The following is a 19053-nucleotide window of genomic DNA, read 5'->3' as shown; positions in this document are numbered from 1 at the left end:
CCCCGACCCTTTTCTGTACCGGGTTTTGCGCACGCGAGCGATGAGCGGACGGCACCCGCCGCGCCGGGTGAAATCATTTATGAATATGGTTCGCATCGATAGTGAGTTACACGATTGCAATTCATCCGGCCGTCCGCAATATCGGGGAGGCTCCCCACTCGCATAACCCAGCCGGTAGAATGCCCGATGTTGCTGGCACGAAAAGAATTTCGCGCCGGCAACGAAGCTGACTGGGGGGACCAGTCGGACTCGCCGCCGGCCCGCGAGTCGGCCTACAGACAGGAAAATTCAATGGAGGAACTTCTCCCCATCGCATTCGACGTGTTCGGCTACGTCGTCAAGATCGCGACGAACGCCGGTGGCGCCGGACTCTCCTAGCGAGAAGTTGGAGCCAGCGCACCGGGCCGCGCCTCGCCAACATGAGACCGGTCGGACGCACTGCCGCAAACCAACGACAGCGGCCCGCCACCTCCGAAGAGGTGACGGGCCGCTGTTGCGTTTCGGGTTCTTACTTGGCGTACATCGTGGTGYCGGGAGCCGCCGTCAGCGTCTGCGCCAGGCCGATGCCAGCGGCAACCAGCGTCGGACCACCAACAGCAATGGTGCCGACAATTGCCCCGATGCCAGCGCCGGTCGCACAGCCCGGAAGGGCAAAGATCACGGTGGGCGCACCGAGGAGGCCACCCGCGATGCAACCGATGATGGTGCCGGTCAGGCCGCCGGCCGCGGTTGCAACCGCAAGCTGGGAGGAGAAGGTGTCCTGCGCCATCAGGTTCTCCTCCGGCGAGGCGATGTCCTTGATGGCGATACCACCGATGGCCTTGTCCGCGCGGACGTCGGCGGCGATCGGCTTCGCCTTGCCGAGGTCGAAGACCGGGGTCAGCGTCAGCTTCTTGCCGTCTTCACTGACCTTCTGCTCGTACGGGAACTGAAGGTTGGAAAGCTGGAACGCGAGCGGCAGGCTCACGACCGCGTTGCCCTTGCCGTCCTGAATCTCGACGTTCTTGCCGTCGCCCGAGACCTTGAACGCGCCGGCGTCGATGGTGGTGACCACCGACTTGCCCTCCACGTTGGATGCCCAGTTGATGCCGTCCGCGGCGGGGGCAGCCGGCGCCGCGTACGCGGTACCCGCTCCGACACCCAGCGCCGCGATGGACAGAACCGCGGTGGCGGCAAGCTTCTTCATTCTCATACTGATGAATCCCCTCCGGAAAGAACTTGTTATAGGCACGCAAAGTCTGTGCGACAGGCAGATCCTAGTCTGAGGAAGCTCTGAGAACAATGACTATGAGGCGACGTAACGAGGTCCCTCCCGGGCCGCTCCCGCGCAGGTCATCCGGGGAAGTTAGGATTACCTGCCAATCGGCCCTGATAGGGGCACAAATTACGGTGGACGTCACAAGACCTGTGCCGTCGCGTCCGGACCCCCGGCAGCGTATCTTGCACTCGACCCTGGATCCGCTTGCTACCGGCGGGTAACTTAGCCCGTAGCGACTGCTGTAAGTCAAATGAAAGGCCGTGACATGAACGCCCTGACGATCACGTTGGGCACGATCGGCGTACTGCTCAGCCTCGTGTGCTGGGCCTCGTTCTTGAGCGGGGCCTGGACCATGGCGAAGACAGTGCAGATCGGTCAGCCAGCCCCGGACCGGTGGCGCCCGTTCTTCCCCCGCTTCAAGCAGATGATCGTCGAGTTCATCGCGCACACCCGGATGCAGAAGTTCCGCACCGTCGGCTGGGCGCACTGGCTGGTCATGATCGGCTTCCTCGGCGGCATGCTGCTGTGGTTCGAGGCGTACGGCCAGACCTTCAACCCCGAGTTCCACTGGCCGATCTTCGGCGACACGTGGATGTGGCACCTGTGGGACGAGATCCTCGGCATCGGCACCGTCGTCGGCATCCTGACGCTGATCGTGATCCGCCAGCTGAACCACCCGCGTATCCCCGAGCGGCTCTCCCGCTTCGGCGGCTCCAAGTTCGGCCCCGCGTACTTCGTCGAGATCGTCGTCCTCGTCGAGGGCCTCGGCATGATCATGGTGAAGGCCGGCAAGATCGCCACCTACGGCCACGCCAACCCGTGGACCGACTTCTTCACCATGAACGTGGCCAAGCTGCTGCCCGCCAGYGCCGTGATGGTCTCGGTGTTCGCGTTCGTCAAGCTGATGTCCGGCATGATCTGGCTCTTCGTCGTCGGCCGCAACATCACCTGGGGCGTCGCCTGGCACCGCTTCTCGGCATTCCCGAACATCTACTTCAAGCGTGAGGACGACGGCGACGTCGCCCTCGGTGCCGCGAAGCCGATGATGTCCAAGGGCAAGGCCCTGACGATGGACAACGTCGACCCGGACACCGACACCCTGGGCGCCGGCCAGATCGAGGACTTCTCCTGGAAGGGCTGGCTCGACTTCACCACGTGCACCGAGTGCGGCCGCTGCCAGAGCCAGTGCCCCGCCTGGAACACCGGCAAGCCGCTGTCGCCGAAGCTGCTGATCATGTCGCTGCGCGACCACGGCTACGCCAAGGCGCCGTACCTGCTGGCCGGTGGCCGCAAGGACATGGGCGGCGACGAGATCGGCCTGGTCGACGCCGAGGGCAACGTCAACGAGGCCGCGCTGGCCAAGATCCCGGAGGCCGCGCGCACCGAGGCCGAGCGCAAGCTGGTCGGCGAGACCGTCGAGGGCGAGCTGGCTCCGGTCATCGACCTCGAGACCCTGTGGTCGTGCACCAACTGTGGCGCCTGCGTCGAGCAGTGCCCCGTCGACATCGAGCACGTCGACCACATCATCGACATGCGCCGCTACCAGGTGCTCATCGAGTCGGAGTTCCCGTCCGAGCTGGCCGGCCTGTTCAAGAACCTCGAGAACAAGGGCAACCCCTGGGGCCAGAACTCCAAGGACCGCCTCAACTGGATCAAGGAGATGGACTTCGACATCCCGGTCTACGGCCAGGATGCGGACACCTTCGAGGACTACGAGTACCTCTTCTGGGTCGGCTGCGCCGGCGCCTACGAGGACCGTGCCAAGAAGACCACCAAGGCCGTCGCCGAGCTGCTCGCCACCGCGGGCGTCAAGTTCATGGTCCTGGGCGCCGACGAGACCTGCACCGGTGACTCCGCTCGCCGCGCGGGCAACGAGTTCCTCTTCCAGCAGCTCGCGATGCAGAACATCGAGATGTTGAACTCGGTGTTCGAGGGCGTCGAGCAGCGCAAGCGCAAGATCGTCGTCACCTGTGCGCACTGCTTCAACGCGCTCGGCAACGAGTACCCGGAGGTGGGCGGCGACTACGAGGTCGTCCACCACACCCAGCTGCTCAACCGCCTGGTCCGCCAGAAGAAGCTGATCCCGGTCGCCTCGGTCTCCGAGGACGTCACCTACCACGACCCGTGCTTCCTCGGCCGCCACAACAAGGTCTACGACGCACCCCGTGAGCTGATGGAGGCGTCCGGCGCCAAGCTCGTCGAGATGCCGCGTCACGGCGAGCGGTCCATGTGCTGTGGCGCCGGCGGCGCGCGCATGTGGATGGAAGAGAACATCGGCAAGCGCATCAACGTCGACCGCGTCGACGAGGCGCTCTCGACGAACCCGAAGAAGATCGCCACCGGCTGCCCGTTCTGCCGCGTCATGCTCACCGACGGCGTCACCRCGCGTCAGGAGAAGGGCGAGGGCGAGGGCGTCGAGGTCGTGGACGTCGCGCAGCTGATGCTGAACTCCGTCACCCGCCTCGAGTCGGACGTGCTGTCCGCGAACCTCAAGGTGGTCCAGCGCGAGAAGGTCGCCGTCGCGGAGCCCGCTCCGGTCGCCGAGGCCCCGGCAGCACCTGCTGCCGCGCCTGCCGCGGCCGCTGCTGCCGCCGCCCCGGCAGCGGCGAAGCCCGCCGCCAAGGGTCTGGGCATGAAGGGTCTGGCCAAGGCCCCCGGCGCCAAGGCTCCGGGCGCGAAGCCCGCCGCCGCTCCGGCCGCCGACGGCGAGGCCAAGCCTGCCGTCAAGGGTCTGGGCATGAAGGGTCTGGCCAAGGCCCCCGGTGCGAAGGCACCCGGCGCCAAGCCGGCCGCCGCGGCGCCTGCCGCCGCGGCTCCGGCCGCGGCAGCCCCGGCTCCCAAGGGTCTCGGGCTCAAGGGCGGGGCGAAGGCACCCGGTCTCGGCATGAAGGGTGGGGCCAAGGCTCCGGGCGCCAAGCCCGCCGCTGCTGCTGCTCCCGCCGCCGAGGCGGCACCGGCCACCGAGGCTCCCGCCACCGAGACCGCCGCCAAGCCGAAGGGTCTGGGGCTCGCCTCGGGCGCCAAGGCCCCGGGTGGCAAGGGTCTGCAGATGAAGGGTGGGGCCAAGGCCCCCGGCGCCAAGGCCGCCGCGCCTGCCGCTCCGGTCGAGGCCGCTCCGGCTGCCCCGGTCGAGGCGGCTCCGGCTGCTGAGGTCGCGGCACCCGCCGCCCCGCCGCAGCCGAAGGCAGGCGGACTCGGGTTCAAGTCCGGCGCCAAGGCTCCGGGTGCCCGCAAGGCCGCACCCGCCGCCGCCCCGGCACCCGCCGCCGAGGCCCCGCAGGCCGAGCCGGCTGCTGCCGAGCCGGCTGCTGCCGAGCCGGTCGCCGAGGCCCCCGCCGCGGCGCCCAAGGCCGAGACCCCGGCGCCGCCGCAGGCCAAGCCCGGCGGACTGGGCTTCAAGGCCGGTGCGAAGGCACCCGGTCGTAAGAAGTAGGTTCCGCCGGCAGTAAGCGCAACACCGAGAAGGCGCCCCACCCGCAAGGGTCGGGGCGCCTTCCTCGTCCGCGCACCCGCGCGCCGTCCCGCCCGCGCCGCCTGCACACCCCTTCTGTCTCCGTCACACCCCCGATGCACGCCCAGGGCCCTTGTGCCGGAGCCAAAACCTGTGTGACGGCGCCTCGACCGCAAACCATCCACAGGCCGGGGAACCATCCACAGGGTCGCCGAAGGCCCAGTTCGCGCCGTCGCGCCCGGGCAGCGGCCCCCGCACGATGAGACGCATGAGCATCGTCTTCCGCAGACCCGACGCGTTGCAGCGCGGCGCCACCGACCGCGAACTCCAGCGGATGTGCAACACCGGGCGCTGGCGCCGGTTGCGCCCCGGTTCGTTCACCGACAGCACGGAGTACGACGCCCTCGACGCGGTGGCGCAGCACCGCATGCGCGCGGAGTCGGCGTTGCGAGCGGCCTCGGCCGACGCCGTGCTGAGCCACCAGTCGGCGGCCGTCGTCCACGGACTCGACCTGTGGCACACGCCGCTGCGGGCCGTACACCTCACCCGCGACCGCCGCACCGGCGGCAGCAGGTCCGCACTCCGGCACGTCCACTCGGCCGGACTCGACCGGTCCGAGGTGGTGGAGGTGGCCGGCCGGCGCGTCACGTCGCTCGCGCGCACCGTCGTCGACCTGGCCCGGACGCTGCCGTTCGAGCAGGCGCTGGTCGCCGGGGACCACGCCCTGCACGGCACCGCCCTCACCCCCGACCTGCTCGAGGACGCACTCGGGTCGATCGCCGGCCGGCCGGGCAGCAGGCGGGCCCGGCGCGTGGTGGACCACCTCGACGGGCGCGCCGAGAGCGTCGGCGAATCCCGAAGCCGGGCGATGTTCATCCGCAAACACCTGCCGCTGCCCGAACTCCAGCCGAACCTCTACTCCGACGGGGGCGAACACCTGGGCCGGGTGGACCTACTGCTCGGGGAGCACCACGTGATCTGCGAGTTCGACGGCCGGGTCAAGTACGGCCGGCTGGTGCCCGTGGGTCAGGTACCCGCCGACGTCCTGTGGGCCGAGAAGCTCCGCGAAGACCGGCTGCGAGACGCGGGCTGGCAGGTGGTCCGATGGATCTGGGACGAGCTGGCGACACCGCAGGTGATCATCGAGCGAGTGCACCGGGCGATTGCGCGCGCCCGGAAGTCCCCGCCGCCGACCGGCCGCATCGAGCACACCCCGAAGCCGTGACCCCAAACCCGCCGTCACACCCCTTCTGGCTCCGTCACACCCCCGTTGCACGTCCAAAACCCCTGTGCCGGAGACAGACGCGGTGTGCTCGCGAGCAGGCGGCGACGCTACTGCGGGCGCCAGAGCTCGAGCCGCGGAATGCCCGGCGTCTCGAAGCCGAGCAGCTGCCCGTAGAAGGACAGCTCCGCCTCGCGGGCGCTCACCTGCGTCTGCAGCCGGCGGAACCCGTGCGCCTCCCCCTCGTAGGCCAGGTACGCGTGCGGTATCCCCTTGGACACCAACGCATCACGGAATCGCTCCGCCTGCGACGGCGGGACGATCGGGTCGTCGAGGCCCTGCAGCAGCAGCACCGGGCAGTTGAGGCCGTCGACATTGTTGAGCGGCGCGCGCTGCGCGTAGAGCGCCGCGGACTCCGGCAGCGGGCCGATCAGCCCGTCGATGTACCGGGACTCGAAGTCGTGCGTCTCCTGCACGAACCCCTCCAGCTCCGCGACCCCGTAGTACGAAGCGCCGCAGGCGAACACGTCCGAGGTGGTCAGGGCCGCGAGCACCGTCCAGCCGCCCGCCGAGCCGCCCTCGATGGCCAGCCGCTCCGGGTCCGCGAGCCCGGCCTCGGCCAGCCCGCGCACCGCGGCGACGGTGTCCTCCACGTCGACGATCCCCCACTGCCCGCGCAACCGGTTCCGGTATTCACGGCCGTACCCGCTGGACCCGCCGTAGTTCACGTCGACCACGCCGATGCCGCGGCTGGTGAAGTAGGCGAACACCAGGCTCAGGGCGGGCGCCACGTGCGCCGTCGGCCCGCCGTGCACAAACGCCACGTACGGCGGCAGCTCGCCGTCGAGTCCGACGAAGTCCGGGTTCCGCGGCGGGTAGGCGAACGCGTGCACGTCCCGGCCCTGCGGCCCGGTCACCGTGATCGGTTGCGCGGTCGGCAGATACCCGGCGGGCGGCAGCGACTCCACCCCGAGGCGCACGTCGGCGAGCGTGCCCGACGCGAGGTCGAGCAGACGCAGCCCGGCCGGCGTCCCGGCGCCGCCGCAGCGCAGCAGCAGCCGCTCCCCGTCAAGGTCGGACACCGCGACCGTGGTCAGGTCGCCCATGTCCAGGTCGTGTGCGGTGCCGTCGGCCGGGTCGATCACCGTCAGCGCGTCGGTGCCGACCGTGCGGACGGCGAGCAACCGGCCGTCCGCCAGCTCGGTGTACCAGCGGGCGCCGAGCTGCCACAGCGGAGCACCGAAGTCCCCCGCCGCGGCGCACACCGGCTGCGGCGCGGCGCCGTCCAGGCCCACCCGGTGGATGTTCCACCAGCCGCTGCGGTCGCTGATCGCGTACAGCGAGTCGTCGCCGTGCCACTGCGGCTGCAGCACCGACTCCTCGACGCCGCCGAGCAGCACCCGCCACGGCCCGCACACGCCGTCGCCATCGAGCTCGGCGATGCGCAGTTCGGTTCCGTCCCACGGCATCTGCGGGTGGTCCCAGGCGATCCAGGCGAGCCGGCGACCGTCCGGCGACAGCGTCGGGTACGCCAGGAAGTCCGAGCCGGCGACGATCGAACGGATCGCGGACGCGTCGTCGGCGGCGGCGCCGTCCAGCGGGATCGCGCAGACGTCCCGGCGCACCTCACCCGCGTGAGTGTGTGTCTCACGCACGCACCAGACCTCGTCGCCGACGACGCTCAGTTCGCCGTACCGGACGCCCGCGGGGATCGGCGGCTCCGGGGTGAGCGGCACCGGGTGCCGGCCGGCGGACTTCACGTACACCCGCTGGTCGTGGAACTCGGCGAACACCAGCCGCTGATCGTCGGTGACCGCCCAGGCGCCGCCGCCGTACTCGTGCACCCGGGTCCGCGCGTTCCACGGCGCGGCGAGCACGTCCACCGGCTGCCCGCCCGGGCCGGCCCTGCGGATCGCGGTCCGGCCGCCCTCCGCGGGTCGCAGCTCGGACCACCAGATCTCGTCCCCGACGAATCGGCCGACGTCGACCGGGTGGCCGCTGGCGGCCAACTCCGCCGCGGCGATCGGGGAGGTCCAGGAACCGTACGGCGCGCGCTGTGGCATGGGCACCAACATAGCCAGCACGCCGCGAACCGGCCGCGCGTGCCGCGGCAACTTCCGACCTCCAGAAATGCGATTGCGGCGAGGTGGCACCATGGACGGGTGACCGAATCGGAGCCCACCCACCACCAGCACATCGTCCCGCGCGAATTGACGCAGTCCGCAAAGCTGCAGAACGTGCTGTACGAGATCCGTGGACCGGTACATAAGCACGCCGCCCGGCTCGAGGCCGAGGGCCACCGCATCCTCAAGCTGAACATCGGCAACCCGGCGCCGTTCGGGTTCGAGGCGCCGGACGTGATCATGCGCGACATGATCGCCGCGCTGCCCACCGCACAGGGCTACTCCGAGTCGAAGGGCATCCTGTCCRCGCGCCGCGCCATCGTCACCCGCTACGAGCTGGTGCCCGGATTCCCGGATCTCGACGTCGACGACGTGTACCTCGGCAACGGGGTCTCCGAGCTGATCACCATGACCATGCAGGCGCTGCTCGACAACGGCGACGAGGTGCTGATCCCGGCGCCCGACTACCCGCTGTGGACCGCCACCACGAGCCTGGCCGGCGGCACCCCGGTGCACTACCTGTGCGACGAGAACGACGGCTGGAACCCCGACGTCGCGGACATCGAGTCGAAGATCACCCCGCGCACCAAGGCGATCGTGGTGATCAACCCGAACAACCCGACCGGCGCCGTGTACACCGCGGAGGTGCTCAGCCAGATCGTCGCGCTGGCCCGCAAGCACCAGTTGCTGCTGCTCGCCGACGAGATCTACGACAAGATCCTCTACGACGACGCCAAGCACATCTCGCTGGCCACCCTCGCCCCGGACCTGCTGTGCCTGACATTCAACGGCCTGTCCAAGGCCTACCGCGTCGCCGGCTACCGCTCCGGCTGGCTGGCCATCACCGGCCCCAAGGACCACGCGGCCAGCTTCCTCGAGGGCATCGACCTGCTCGCCTCGATGCGGTTGTGCCCGAATGTGCCCGCGCAGTACGCCATCCAGGTGGCGCTCGGCGGATACCAGAGCATCGAGGACCTGATCCTGCCCGGCGGACGCCTGCTCGAACAGCGCGACGTCGCCTGGGAGCGGCTGAACATGATCCCGGGTGTCTCCTGCGTGAAGCCGCGAGGCGCGCTGTATGCCTTCCCCCGGCTCGACCCGAACGTCTACGAGATCCACGACGACGAGAAGCTGGTCCAGGACCTGCTGCTGCAGGAGAAGATCCTGGTGGTCCAGGGCACCGGCTTCAACTGGCCGGACCACGACCACCTGCGGATCGTGACGCTGCCGTGGGCCCGGGACCTGGCGGTCGCGATCGAGCGGTTCGGCAACTTCCTCTCCAGCTACAGCCAGTAGGGATCCGACGATGACMAGCGAACCGATGTCCGTCTACGACGCGATCCGGCTGCGGCGCGACGTCCGCGCCGAGTTCACCGGTGAGCGGATCTCCGAGGAGCAGCTCACCCGGATCCTCGAGGCCGGGCACGCCGCGCCGAGTGTCGGCAACACCCAGCCGTGGGACTTCGTGGTGGTGCAGAAGCCCGAGACGCTGTCCACCTTCGCCGAGCACGTCGCCGGGTGCCGACGCGACTTCGCGGACTCGCTGCCCGAGGACCGGCGCGCAACCTTCGACCCGATCAAGGTCGAGGGCATCACCGAGAGCGGCACCGGCATCGTGGTCACCTACGACCCGAGCCGCGGCGGCACCCACGTGCTGGGCCGCCGGACCGTCGACGACACCGGCGTGTTCTCCGCGGTGCTGGCGATCCAGAACATCTGGCTGGCCGCGGTCGCGGAGGGCATCGGCGTCGGCTGGGTGTCCTTCTACGAGGAGGAGTACCTCACCGAGTTGATGAACGTGCCCTCGCCGGTCCGGCCGATCGCGTGGCTGTGCGTCGGGCCGGTCTCGGAGTTCCAGCAGACCCCGGACCTGGTGCGGTTCGGGTGGCGTGAGGGCCGCCCGCTCGACGAGGCCGTCCACCGCGAGAGTTTCTGACGCCGTACAGCCGGGTAGCTGCCCGATCGCTCGCGACCCGGCGGGGCCGTCTCGCCCCGTCCGTCGGGTGCGATTTCTGAATTCATGACTATTTTCGCCCCAACCGCGACAACCGGCGCCCGGCGAGGTACATTCCTCTCGACACTCCGGTGTCCAGCAAGCCCGAATACCCCTCCCCCCCTGTGGGTATTCGGGTCGGTGGCGGGGAACACCCCCCTGTGCCCCGCCACCGCTGCCGGGGTTTGACGCCAGTCCCCCACATCTTCCGCAGCGCCCAGCCGACGGAGTCCTCCATGAGTGAGCCAGCGACCCGGGTCGAACACAACGCGGACCACACCCGGTACGAGGTCTACGTCGACGACGAGCTCGCCGGGCACACGGACTACAAGCCTGCCGACGCCAACCGCGCCTTCGTGCACACCGAGATCTTCCCCCGCTACGAGGGCCAGGGGCTGGCCAAGGTGTTGATCCGGGGCGCCCTCGACGACACCCGCGACCACCAGCTCGGGGTGCTCCCCTTCTGCCCGTTCGTGCACCGGTTCGTCCAGAAGAACCCCGACTACCTGACGCTGGTCCCGTCCTGGGCACGAGAGCGGATGGGCCTGCCCGCCGCCTGAAGCCGCGGCACCGCACCACGGCCGACACGGCACCCGCAGTCGGCCTCGGTACCCTGACCCGCATGCGGAATCAGGCCCGATGAGCCACGGTCACGGTCACGGACACGGACACACCGGCCCCGTCCCCGTCGGCCCCGTCGCCGCCCGCGTGGTGGTCGGACTGCTGACCGTGATCGGCATCGCGGTGCTCATCGGCGCCGCCTGGCTGTGGCCGAGCAAGCACAGCGTCGAGATCCCGTTGCCGTTCCAGACCGCCGGCGGCGGCGCCGTCGTGACCGAGGCCGGGCTCGTAGCCTCGCAGGACCTCGGCCCCTGCGGCAGCCCGTCCGCCGGTCGCGCGTTCACCGGTCCCCCGCTGGCCGCGCCGGAGAGCTCGTACCAGTGCCAGCGCAGCATGGTCGACATCCGGTCCGGCCCGGACAGGGGCACCCACACCCTGCTCGAGATCGCGCCGGGCGCCGGTCAGCCGGACCTTCGGGTCGGCGACAACATCCGACTGGTCCTGCAGAGCGACCCGTCCGGCACCACCATCTACTCGTTCGAGGACTACGCCCGCGGCCTGCCGCTGCTGCTGATCGTCGCCGCCTTCGTGCTGGTGATCGTCGTGGTGGCCCGCTGGCGGGGGGTGCGCGCGCTGCTGGGACTGTTCGTCGCGTTCGGGGTGCTGGTCGGGTTCATGCTGCCGGCGCTGCTCGACGGCAAACCCGCGATCCCGGTGGCGCTGGTCGGCGGCTCCGTCATCCTCTACGCGGTGCTGTACCTGGCGCACGGCGTCAGCCTGCGGACCAGTTCCGCCCTGCTCGGCACGCTGGCGTCGATGGCGTTGGCCGCCGTGCTGTCCTGGGTGGCGATCGAGATGACGCACCTGACCGGGCTGTCGGAGGAACAGAACACCAACGTGCAGACCTACATCCAGCACGTGAGCATCACCGGGCTGCTGCTGGCCGGGTTCATCATCGGCTCGCTCGGCGTGCTCAACGACGTCACCATCACGCAGGCGTCGTCGGCGTTCGAGTTGGCGCACCTGGACCAGGACGCGAACCGGCGGGAGATCTTCGGCGCGGCGATGCGGGTGGGACGCGACCACATCGCCAGCACCGTCTACACGCTGGTGCTGGCGTACGCGGGCGGTGCGCTGCCGCTGCTGCTGCTCTTCAGCGTCGCCGGCCGGTCGATCGGCGACGTGCTCACCGGCGACGCCGTGGCCATCGAGATCGTGCGGTCCGCGGTCGGCGGCATCGCGCTGGCCCTGTCCGTGCCGTTGACCACCGGCATCGCGGTGATGCTGGCCCGGCCGATGGGATCGGGGACGGCGGTCGCGGCCGGCGTGGTGGCGGACGCCCGGCCGCGCGGCGGCCGGCACGCCCGCTGACCCGGCCCGCTCACACCGGCCGGACCACCGATTCGACGAGGTCGTGCACGGACGCGGCGAGGCGCTCGGTCTGACCGGTTCGGATGTGGTGGAGGACGAGGTCGCCGTTCAGCGTGCTGAGCAGGATGCGTGCGAGCACCTCGGCGTCGACGTCGGGACGGACCTCGGCGAGCAGGCCGGCGATGTGGCCGTACCAGAAGGCGTGAATCGCCTCGGCGTGCGGATCGGTGGTGGCGTTGTCGTAGGCGATCATCAACTCGACGTTGTCCACCACCAGGCGGAACATCGCGTCGAAGTAAGCGAGCAGCCGCTCACCGGCCGGCGCCCCTGGGCCTAGCGGTGGGGCACCGCCGACGACGTCGTCACGCAGGGTGTGCGCGCGCTCGAGAAGCAGGGCCCGCATCAGCCCCGCGCGGTTCCCGAACCGGTGGAAGATCGTGCCCTTGCCGACGCCCGCCGCCGCGGCGATCTGCTCGATCGAGACGTTGTCGGCGCCGAACTCGGCGAGCAGGGCGTCGGCGGCCCCGAGAATCGCGCGCCGGTTGCGGGCCGCGTCGCTGCGCTCCCGCTTCGGTTCGTCACTCACCGCTGCACCTCCCGTTGACAAGTTGACCGCCGGTCCATATCGTCACGAACGGACACCAAGTAGACCGACGGTCAACTTATGGAGGGTCAATGAGGGCAATAGTAATGACGTCGGCGGGCGGCCCCGACGTCCTCGTACTGCGCGAGGTCCCCACCCCGATTCCCGCCGCCGGGGAACTGCTGATCCGGGCGGAGGCGATCGGGGTGCAGTACGCCGAGACACAACTTCGCGCGGGCACCTTCCCGATGCCGACCGCGACTCCCGCCGTCTTCGGTTTCGAGGCCGCGGGCACCGTCATCGCCGCCGGACCCGACGCGGACCGGAACCTGATCGGCTCCCGCGTCGTCGCGACGACCAACGGCACCGGCGCCTACGCCGAACAGGTGGCGGTCGACGCGAGGTCCGCGATCGCGATACCGGACGGGTTGTCGACGCTCGACGCGGTCGCCGTCGCGGCGCCCGGCGCGGTCGCGCTGGCACTGCTCGAGACCGCCGCACTGCGCGGCACCGAGGTGGTCCTGGTCGAGGCGGCCGGGACCGGGGTGGGCGCCTACCTCACCCAACTGGCCCGCGAATTCGGCGCCGGACGCGTGCTCGCCACGGCAGGATCCGACGTGAAGCGTGCTCGGGCAAGGACTTTCGGCGCCGACGACGTGTTCGACCACTCCGCGGCCGGGTGGCAGAGCGGGCTGCGCGAGTCCCTCGGCGGGACCACGATCGACGTCGTCTTCGAGTCGATCGGCGGCGAGTCCGCGAGGGACCTGCTCGACGCGCTCACCCCCTCGGCCGGCCGGATGCTGTCGTACGGAATGCTCAGCGGACGACCCGCGGCCGTCGCCGCTCAGGACCTGATGTCGCGCGGCCTCACCCTCACCGGGTGCGGTGGGCCCGCCTGGCTCCGACGGGTGGCCGACGCCAGGGCGGACATCCTCGCGCGGGCCGCGGCGAGGACCGTCACGCCCCTGATCGACTCGGTGCTGCCGCTCGAGCATGCCGGGCTCGCCCACGACAAGATCGAGCGGCGAGCCACCACCGGAAAGGTGGTTCTCACCCCCATGGGTTGAGCGGTCAGCCCAGCCGGGGCAACTGCAACGGCGGCGGCGGATGGATCTCGATCGGCGGCAGGCCTCCCGGCATCGGGATCACCAGCGGCGGCGGTCCGGGCGGCGGTCCGGGCGGCGGCGGCGGAGGAGGCGTGGGCGTGGGCGTCTCGGTCGTGGGGGCGACGGTCTCCGGCGGCACCGTCGTCGGTGACGGCGTCGGCGAGGGCGTCGGCGAGGGCGTCGGCGACGGGGTGACGACGGTGGTCGACGGCAACGCGTCGGAGGCCCCGGCCCCGGCGGGCTGTTCGGCGGCGCCGCCCGAGGTGCCGAGCGCCAGGCCGGCGACGGCGATCAACGCCAACGCCCCGGCAGCCGTACCGGCGATGACGAGCTGACGCCGCGGGACCCCGCGCTCGCGGTGGCTGGTCGGCCGCGCCACCGGCTCGGTCGGCAGCCACCCCGTGTCGTCCGCCGGGGAGGGGTCCCCGGAGACCGCGGAGGGGGCCGGCCCGGCCACCGGCGTCGCCATCAGCGCCGCGCCCTGGGCCGCCACCATCTCCGGTTCTGCGGGCACCAGGGTCGGCAGGCCCAGCCAGGCGCCGAGCACGTGACGGACCAGTGGGATGTGGGCGCCGCCGCCGAGCAGCACCACCGAGTCGGGCCGGCGACCGGACTCCGTGATGACCTGCCGGGCCAACCGGGCCGACCCCTCGACGGGGACGACGATGAGGGACTCGAAGGTCTCGCGGGAGAGCAGCAGCAGGCCGCCGTCGCCGGGCAGGCACGCGGCGTCGCTCGTCGAGAGCTGTTCCTTGGCGGCGCGGCAACGGCCGGTCAGCTCGGCGACGGCCCGCGCGTCGGCGGGCGCGGCGACTTTGCCGGCGCGCACCTGCTGGTCGAGGATCAGCCGGTCGAAGTGGTCGCCGCCGATGGCGGTGCTGCGGTCGACCGCGAGCACCGTGCCGGTGTCGCGGTCCACCACGCTCACCGTCACCCCGGAGCTGCCGAGGTCGTAGAACACGACGGTGCGGAACCCGCCCAGGACGCCGGTGTGCTCGAGCAGCGCCAGGGCGGCGGAGGTCTCGGGGACGAGGCGGTAGTTGTACAGCCGCTGCCGGGCCATCGCCTCGTGCACCGCGGCGGCCTGCTCGGTGCTGCCGTAGGTGACCGCGGTGGCCGAGTGGTTGTCGCGCTCGAGCATCACCCCGACGGACTGCGCGGCGAGATCCTCGGCACCGACGGTTCGGACCGCCAGTGCCTGCCGCTCGAAGCCGGGGCGGGCGGCAGGCGTGGTCGCGTCGAGGCCGGTCGGCTGCGCCATGCGCACAGCACTGGCCCCCACCGATACGCCCAGAACCACGCTCATCGAGCCGCCTTATATCGACCGGAGCGGGGCGTCGCGCTCGAACGACCCCCGCAGGACCCGCCGAGTCTAACCAAGGGGTCCGTCACGGCCGGGGGCCGCTCCCACTCCGTGGGGATCGGTCACATGTCCAGTTTCGGAAGTTCAGCCCCGGCCCAGCCCGCGGTAGGCCCAACCCGCCGCAGACCACTCGTCCGCGTCGAGGCAGTTGCGGCCGTCCACGATCGACCGGCCCCGCACCACCGGGTCCAGGTCCGACGGCCGCAGGGAGACGAATTCCTCCCATTCGGTGGCCAGCAGCACCGCGTCGGCGTTCTCGCAGGCCTCGGCCACGGAGGTCGCGTAGTTCAGGGTCGGGAACAGCCGACGCGAGTTGTCCAGGGCCTTGGGGTCGTACACGCTCACCACCGCGCCGTGCAGTTGCAGCATCCCCGCGACGTTGAGGGCCGGCGAGTCACGGACGTCGTCGGACTCGGGCTTGAAGGCCGCGCCGAGGACGGCGATGTTGGACCCGAGCAGCGATCCGCCGACGGCGCGGGTCGCCAGCTCCACCATCTTGGTGCGGCGGCGCATGTTGATGCTGTCCACCTCACGCAGGAAGGTCAGCGCCTGGTTGGCGCCCAGTTCGCCGGCGCGGGCCATGAAGGCGCGGATGTCCTTGGGCAGGCAGCCGCCGCCGAAGCCCAGCCCGGCGTTGAGGAAGCGGCGTCCGATGCGGGCGTCGTAGCCGAGCGCGTCCGCCAGCGCGGTGACGTCGGCGCCGGTGGCCTCACACACCTCCGAGATGGCATTGATGAACGAGATCTTGGTCGCCAGAAAGGCATTCGCGGACACCTTGACCAGTTCCGCGGTCGGCAGGTCGGTGAGCAGGAACGGCACGGCCCCGTCGTCGATGAGACTGGCGTACAGCTCACGGATCAGCGCCTCGGCGCGGCCGGGGCGGGCGTGGTCGACGCCGAGCACCAGCCGGTCCGGGCGCAGCGTGTCCTCGACGGCGAATCCCTCGCGCAGGAACTCGGGGTTCCACGCGACCTCGACGTCGTCCGACGCGGGCGCGAGTCGCCTTGCGCGGGAACCGAGTTCGGCGGCCGTGCCGACGGGGACGGTCGACTTGCCGACGATCACCGCCGGGCGGTCCAGCAGCGGGGCCAGGGTGTCGACCACCGAGTGCACGTGCCGCAGGTCGGCGCCGTACTCGCCCTTCTTCTGCGGGGTGCCGACGCCGAGGAAGTGCAGGTCCGCGAAGGCGGCCGCGTCGACGTACGAGGTGGTGAACTGCAGGCGACCGGCGTCGAGGTTGCGCCGGAGCACGTCGGCCAGGCCGGGTTCGTAGAACGGCACCTCACCGGAGGAGAGCTTGGCGACCTTGCCCGGGTCGATGTCGACGCCGAGCACCTCGTGCCCGAGTTCGGCCATGCACGCGGCGTGAGTCGCTCCGAGGTAGCCGGTTCCGAATACGGTGCAGCGCATACCTTCTTGGTAGTCCGCCGCGGTGAGCGCGGCGGGTACCGCGGGCGAGGCGGCGGGCAACAGGAGGTGTACATCCGGTGCCCGCAACTGTCGCGCCGGCGTCTGCACACACCCGTTGCACCCGTCACAGCGCGCCTACACGTACAACGCTCGTGTGCGCAGCCCAGAAGGGGTGTGCGGAGCCGGCGCCGCTAGCGGGTGTCGGTGCGGTTGAAGTTCAGGTACGCCTTCGACGGCGTGGGGCCGCGCTGTCCCTGATACTTGGAGCCGACCGCGGCGCTGCCGTACGGGTGCTCCGCGGGGCTGGAGAGCCGGATCAGGCACAACTGCCCGATCTTCATGCCCGGCCACAGCGTGATGGGCAGGTTCGCCACGTTGGAGAGTTCGAGCGTGATGTGCCCGGAGAAGCCCGGGTCGATGAAGCCCGCGGTGGAATGTGTGAGCAGGCCCAGGCGGCCCAGGCTCGACTTGCCCTCGAGTCGGCCGGCCAGGTCGTCGGGCAGGGAGCACGTCTCGAGGGTGGAGCCGAGCACGAACTCCCCGGGGTGCAGCACGAACGGCTCGCCCTCGGCGGGTTCGACCAGGGTGGTCAGCTCGTCCTGCCTCTGGGCCGGGTCGATGTGCGTGTACCGGGTGTTGTTGAACACGCGGAACAGGCGGTCGAGTCGGACGTCAACGCTGGAGGGCTGGACCATCGCGTCGTCGAACGGGTCAAGGCCCAGACGGTTGGAGGCGATTTCTGCGCGGATGTCACGATCTGAGAGGAGCACGGGTAGACATTATGCCTGTCTGCTACAGTTGCGCCTCGCAGGGGTTGGCGTGGTTCGCTATGCCAAAAGCCCTGCATGCCGATGTAGTTCAATGGTAGAACATCAGCTTCCCAAGCTGAATACGCGGGTTCGATTCCCGTCATCGGCTCGCTTCATGGAGGCCCTGATCAGCGGTTGTTTCCAAACCCGATCGGGGCCTTTCTTATGTCGGTGACATTCGCGCGAAGGTACGCGCTCGGTACATGTAAGGCGACCCTTGCCCAATGGCCACTTGGTGGGGGCGCCCCTCTCCCGACCATTCGCTGTCTGTCTCTCGAGAAGCCACGGAAGAAGCCTCGGTGCACCGTCAGCCAGTCCTTCTTCAAGTCGGCGAACACGCTCTCGATACCAACCCTGCGGTGATACGTCGGATTCACCCTCGCCGCGCCTCCCACGCGAGGGTTCGGGTATCGACGAGTTCATTGGCAGCGTCATACATCACGCATTTGGACTCGACCTTCGAGAGGAACGGCAGGCTGCTACTCGATCCTCGCCTCAATCGGCGGCGAGAACCCGGCCGGAAGGCGGTTGTCCACGATCGAGCCGACGATCGAGCCGACCGCAAGGAGGATGATAAGAGCGATCATCCCGGCGAACTGCTGGACGAACGGGATCTCGATGGAGAACCATCCCGGCCAGATCGCGTAGGCGACCACACAGAGAATGCCAAGCACCCCGAACGGCATAAGCGCGCACTGACCCGGCGACGCCTTCCTTAGCCCCTTGTACTGTGCTGCATACTCTTTCGCCGTGCCGAACTCGTGTTCTGGGCTGCCGTCGCTGGCGGTGACGCCTTCCTTCACTGTCTCCAGGACCTCAGCGACCTGCTTCTCCGTGCACTTGCGCATGCGCAGCTCGCAGGCCAGGTCGTTGTAGTAGCTCATTCAGTTTCTCCTTCCGCGCTTGCCGGGTCGGCCGACAACGCGATGTCCATCAGCTCTCGGAATCGCTCCCACTGGCCGTGCTTATCCGCGAGATGTTCGCGACCCTCGGCCGTGATGGTGAGCACCTTGCGCGGCGGGCCGCTGACCGGCGTGTGCCAGTCGGCTGTAACCCATCCTTCGTCTTGCAGCTTTGCTAGGTGTGGGTACACCGTGGCTCCTGTCGTCTCGAAGCCGAGGTGACGGATGACCTCAATCAGCCCGTAGCCGTGGGCCGGAGCCTTCGATAGCTCTTGCAACAGCAGCAAGGGAAGCGCCGGACGGAACCACTCGGCGGCCGACTTGTCGATTCCCATAGCTAGATCGTAGCGCGTACTAGTCGGATCAACAACTAGTCGTGATCTCGACTAGTGTGCGAGTGTGTTGCCGAATTCCTGCGCGCGAAAGCTGGGCTACCGCAAGGTTCGGACGATGGGCACCAGTCCCGACGACATTTCGGCAGCCCAGGCCACCACGGGTCTCGCGTGGCCGGCGGCGAAACCGAGCAATGATTTCAGTAGTCCCCCGACGACGCTCGAGCGCCAACGAAGCTGGAACTCATCCAGATTTGTGTGATCTGGAGCCGTCCGTAAGTGTGATTACCGACCGGTCAACCTATCCAATCCGCATGCAGCCCAACATGCTCCGTCATTGGTGAACACCCCTCCATCCATTCCATAGCCCTTCTCTCCACACCGCCACCGCCACCGCCAATTCAGTTGTGTCACCCACAAACACGACATGATCACGCGGTGGCCGCCCCTGGTCCGGCCTACTGTCCAACACCTTCGTCGATCACGGATTCCGGCTGGAGTACCAGCATGGCGGCGAGCAGCTGATCCCAGGTGGTGGCCGGAAGTTCGTGGCCGATGCCGTTCAGGGG

At 69.7% G+C, this 19053-nt stretch carries 16 protein-coding genes and 1 tRNA gene; 9 read left to right on the top strand and 8 right to left on the bottom strand.

What is annotated here, in order from left to right; translation table 11 throughout:
- The first annotated feature begins 186 nt into the window (after positions 1-186).
- Positions 187-378 (top strand): hypothetical protein, encoded by a 192-nt coding sequence (locus tag AC1DU4_RS23840; RefSeq protein WP_477844098.1) that lies wholly within the window; start codon positions 187-189, stop codon positions 376-378.
- 130 nt (positions 379-508) lie between these two features.
- On the opposite strand, the gene AC1DU4_RS23835 is transcribed toward AC1DU4_RS23840, so the two are convergent.
- On the bottom strand, positions 509-1192 hold the full coding sequence (locus tag AC1DU4_RS23835; protein ID WP_477844096.1) for a DUF8020 domain-containing protein: 684 nt from the start codon (positions 1190-1192) through the stop codon (positions 509-511).
- Between the two features lie 331 nt (positions 1193-1523).
- Between AC1DU4_RS23835 and AC1DU4_RS23830 the strand changes: the two genes are divergently transcribed.
- Both AC1DU4_RS23830 and AC1DU4_RS23825 read left to right on the top strand, forming a co-directional pair.
- Entirely contained in the window at positions 1524-4691 is a 3168-nt protein-coding gene (locus AC1DU4_RS23830) for a heterodisulfide reductase-related iron-sulfur binding cluster (RefSeq protein ID WP_477844095.1), read from the top strand.
- A 286-nt stretch (positions 4692-4977) separates the two neighbouring features.
- Positions 4978-5934, top strand: coding sequence for a hypothetical protein (locus AC1DU4_RS23825; RefSeq protein WP_477844093.1), 957 nt, complete (start codon positions 4978-4980; stop codon positions 5932-5934).
- 107 nt (positions 5935-6041) lie between these two features.
- Here the strand turns inward: AC1DU4_RS23825 and AC1DU4_RS23820 are convergent, their stop codons facing one another.
- The gene (locus AC1DU4_RS23820) at positions 6042-7994 is read right to left on the bottom strand and encodes a S9 family peptidase (protein WP_477844091.1); all 1953 of its coding nucleotides are present in this window, start codon (positions 7992-7994) and stop codon (positions 6042-6044) included.
- A 99-nt stretch (positions 7995-8093) separates the two neighbouring features.
- On the opposite strand from AC1DU4_RS23820, the gene AC1DU4_RS23815 reads away from it, so the two are divergent.
- The 4 genes from AC1DU4_RS23815 to AC1DU4_RS23800 all read left to right on the top strand — a co-directional run bounded on the left by AC1DU4_RS23815 (position 8094) and on the right by AC1DU4_RS23800 (position 11979).
- On the top strand, positions 8094-9350 hold the full coding sequence (locus tag AC1DU4_RS23815) for a pyridoxal phosphate-dependent aminotransferase (protein WP_477844089.1): 1257 nt from the start codon (positions 8094-8096) through the stop codon (positions 9348-9350).
- A gap of 10 nt (positions 9351-9360) precedes the next feature.
- Complete coding sequence (gene bluB / locus AC1DU4_RS23810; RefSeq protein WP_072846598.1) at positions 9361-9990, top strand: 5,6-dimethylbenzimidazole synthase; 630 nt, start codon at positions 9361-9363, stop codon at positions 9988-9990.
- A gap of 293 nt (positions 9991-10283) precedes the next feature.
- A complete protein-coding gene (locus AC1DU4_RS23805) occupies positions 10284-10607 on the top strand; it encodes a GNAT family N-acetyltransferase (protein WP_072846597.1) in 324 nt (107 codons plus the stop codon).
- A 79-nt stretch (positions 10608-10686) separates the two neighbouring features.
- Complete coding sequence (locus AC1DU4_RS23800; RefSeq protein WP_477844086.1) at positions 10687-11979, top strand: YibE/F family protein; 1293 nt, start codon at positions 10687-10689, stop codon at positions 11977-11979.
- 10 nt (positions 11980-11989) lie between these two features.
- Here the strand turns inward: AC1DU4_RS23800 and AC1DU4_RS23795 are convergent, their stop codons facing one another.
- A complete protein-coding gene (locus AC1DU4_RS23795; RefSeq protein WP_477844084.1) occupies positions 11990-12565 on the bottom strand; it encodes a TetR/AcrR family transcriptional regulator in 576 nt (191 codons plus the stop codon).
- A gap of 89 nt (positions 12566-12654) precedes the next feature.
- Here AC1DU4_RS23795 and AC1DU4_RS23790 point away from each other — a divergent pair, with 89 nt between their 5' ends.
- Positions 12655-13629 (top strand): quinone oxidoreductase family protein, encoded by a 975-nt coding sequence (locus tag AC1DU4_RS23790; RefSeq protein WP_477844082.1) that lies wholly within the window; start codon positions 12655-12657, stop codon positions 13627-13629.
- Positions 13630-13633: 4 nt separating this feature from the next.
- Here AC1DU4_RS23790 and AC1DU4_RS23785 read toward each other — a convergent pair whose 3' ends face one another.
- From AC1DU4_RS23785 to dcd, 3 genes are all read right to left on the bottom strand, one after another.
- Complete coding sequence (locus AC1DU4_RS23785; RefSeq protein WP_477844080.1) at positions 13634-14974, bottom strand: DUF7159 family protein; 1341 nt, start codon at positions 14972-14974, stop codon at positions 13634-13636.
- A gap of 141 nt (positions 14975-15115) precedes the next feature.
- Positions 15116-16441, bottom strand: a complete 1326-nt coding sequence (locus AC1DU4_RS23780) for a UDP-glucose dehydrogenase family protein (RefSeq protein ID WP_477844078.1) — start codon at positions 16439-16441, stop codon at positions 15116-15118.
- Between the two features lie 191 nt (positions 16442-16632).
- A complete protein-coding gene (gene dcd / locus AC1DU4_RS23775) occupies positions 16633-17211 on the bottom strand; it encodes a dCTP deaminase (RefSeq protein WP_072846591.1) in 579 nt (192 codons plus the stop codon).
- A gap of 77 nt (positions 17212-17288) precedes the next feature.
- Here dcd and AC1DU4_RS23770 point away from each other — a divergent pair.
- A tRNA-Gly gene (locus AC1DU4_RS23770) sits at positions 17289-17359 on the top strand.
- Positions 17360-17729: 370 nt separating this feature from the next.
- On the opposite strand, the gene AC1DU4_RS23765 is transcribed toward AC1DU4_RS23770, so the two are convergent.
- The gene (locus AC1DU4_RS23765) at positions 17730-18134 is read right to left on the bottom strand and encodes a hypothetical protein (protein WP_477844076.1); all 405 of its coding nucleotides are present in this window, start codon (positions 18132-18134) and stop codon (positions 17730-17732) included.
- Positions 18131-18487 carry a PadR family transcriptional regulator gene (locus tag AC1DU4_RS23760; protein WP_477844074.1) on the bottom strand — a complete coding sequence of 119 codons (357 nt, stop codon included), beginning with the start codon at positions 18485-18487 and terminating at the stop codon, positions 18131-18133. The genes AC1DU4_RS23765 and AC1DU4_RS23760 overlap by 4 nt, the downstream gene beginning before the upstream one ends.
- Positions 18488-19053: the final 566 nt, after the last annotated feature.

The organism is Rhodococcus sp. P4_F5, assembly GCF_056401315.1.
This window is presented reverse-complemented; position numbering and strand designations above follow the sequence as displayed.